A 2,249-nucleotide genomic window follows, 5' to 3' on the forward strand; every position below is an offset into this window, starting at 1 on the left:
CATCATATTGCTCATTAGTAATAATTTTGTTGTATATGCTTTACGTGAAATTAATAAATTTATATCTAATTGTTTAACCTTATTTTTTCCTTATTAAAAAAATAACTAAATAAAATCACTATTAATTTTTTTGATCTATTTGTTGGGCTTGAGACTCTATTTTAAGTAATTGTGGTGTAATAAAAATAACTAATTGTCTACGTTGTTGTTTTTGTTGTTGATAACGAAACATATTGCCAATTAGTGGTAATTTGCTTAATGCTGGAATTTGCTGTTTTGTATGTGTTTTGGCTTGCTGAAAAATGCCTCCTAGTACCAATGTTTGCCCATGCTTTACTATCACTTTAGTTTGGATCTCTTGTGTATCAATCGCTAGTGCTTCTCCTCCATCTGATTTTTTGATAGCTTGCCCAGCCGCATTTTGACTAATGTGCAGATCGAGTTCAATTAGATTATTATTTAACACTCTCGGGGTGACATCTAAACCTAGAACAGCCTGTTTAAATTCAATGGTACTTCCACCATTATTACCCGCGTTCACTTCATAAGGAATTTCTGTACCTTGGCGTATAGAGGCTGGCGTTAAATGTGTGGTTAATAAGCTAGGATTGGCAATAATATCCAATTTATTTTCTGCTTCAAGTGCTGCTAATTCTAAATTTAGTAAGTTGCCAGCAAGGTTAGCAACGGTTACCCCTAGCTGTAATGTAGAATGCGCTAAATTTAATCCTGTAGTAAGCTGTTTAACTGTTTGTGAGGGATGTCCTTGATATCCCCAATCGATTCCTAAAGCAGAGAGACTTTCATCACTCATGGTGACAATACGGGCAGATATTTGTACCTGTGGCTGAGGTTGGTCAAGAATTTGGGTTAATTGCTTAATTTGTGGGAATACTGACGCTACATCATGTATGATTAATGTGGATGATTTTTGATTATAATAAACGTTACCTCGCTCCGATAAAAGATCATTTTGGTTGATCATCGTTATCAGATCTTGTCCCTCTATATGATGGATTTTAAGTGTTAAATAAGCTAAAGGCTCGGTATATAACGCGTGTCTTTGTTTCTGTTTCAACTGTTCAATGGTATCTTGGGGTGATGTCACGTCATGAATAAATAAGATATTGTCGTGGATATCTGCAGCCAAATTTGTCTGCTTTAGTACAATATCAAGCGCATTTTGCCAACTAACATCATGTAATCTTAATGTAATTAGCTGATCTGTTTGACTATTCATCACTAAATTAAGTCCTTGTTCTTTGGCTAAGGATTGTAGAATGATGGCGACATCTGTCTGTAAGAATTCTAAATTCAGGTGTTTTTGTTCTTCACTATAAGCATTAGGCATAATAGAGAGGCTAAAAAATATGACTAGGTAAATAAGATTACGATAAAGCATAAATAGATGTCACCCCGCAGCAAAAGGCATGATGTAAGTTAACGAAGCTAAACAATAATCGGGTAAATGAATTTGCCAAGTAAGTTTATCTTTTTCAATAGTTTTAATTTGCCAAGATAAGCCACTAATACTTTTATAAGGTGGTTCCAACGAAAACCATTCGTTATGGGCATTAATCAACCATAATTGATAGTGGATAGTTTGAGATGGATGCTGTTTTTCTGATAGCGTCGTCACTTTTCCTAGCCAACGCCAATCACCAATTTCCGTTAAATAATCTTGTTTTAATTTTTGACAAGCGAGATAATCTTGCCCATTAAATGGATCTTTGTTTAAGAGTAAAGGGTTCCCATTATTACACCAAGCTTGCGTCACAAAGAGAATCAATAATCCTGAATAGTTAAATCTTGCTTTGATTGACATCTATTTAATCCAATATATTACCAAAGAAAATTGCGTGGTTTGTTGCTCCATATGAATATCAATATTATCTATATACCAGTTAGATAGAAGTTGATAACTGATGGTTAACCAATCCATAAATTGGGCATAATTACCTTGTAATACTAATTGCCATGTGTGGGTAGGTTTATCATTAAGGGGGATTAAAGCGAGTAGTTTCATACCAGTTTTATCAAGACATGTCGCAATTTGTGAATGTAAATTATTGGGTTGATAATAATGAGGTAATGCCATTAATGGCTGTAATTGTTGCGTTAATTCGGTTTTTGGCGGTAAACCGTCTAGGGTTTGTGTTAACTGAATTAATGTTTGTTGTTGTAATGCTCCCATCTGCTGCGTTTTAGCGGCTTGTTGAGCAATAGGAATAATGGCTAAATAGTAAAAT

The 2,249-nt window shown here is 34.4% G+C and carries 3 protein-coding genes; all 3 read right to left on the reverse strand.

Annotated features, from left to right (window positions below; all coding sequences use genetic code 11):
• Nucleotides 1–121 precede the first annotated feature (121 nt).
• On the reverse strand, nt 122–1,402 hold the full coding sequence (locus O970_RS09190; RefSeq protein WP_133459405.1) for a type IV pilus secretin PilQ: 1,281 nt from the start codon (nt 1,400–1,402) through the stop codon (nt 122–124).
• 9 nt (nt 1,403–1,411) lie between these two features.
• A complete protein-coding gene (locus O970_RS09195) occupies nt 1,412–1,825 on the reverse strand; it encodes a hypothetical protein (RefSeq protein ID WP_133459406.1) in 414 nt (137 codons plus the stop codon).
• A partial coding sequence (locus O970_RS09995) for a hypothetical protein (RefSeq protein ID WP_166667111.1) occupies nt 1,826–2,249 on the reverse strand: 424 nt, incomplete at its 5' end. It lies immediately after the preceding gene.

Origin of the sequence: Candidatus Schmidhempelia bombi str. Bimp, from assembly GCF_000471645.3 — a bacterium.
Classification (GTDB): Bacteria; Pseudomonadota; Gammaproteobacteria; order Enterobacterales; family Orbaceae; genus Utexia; species Utexia bombi.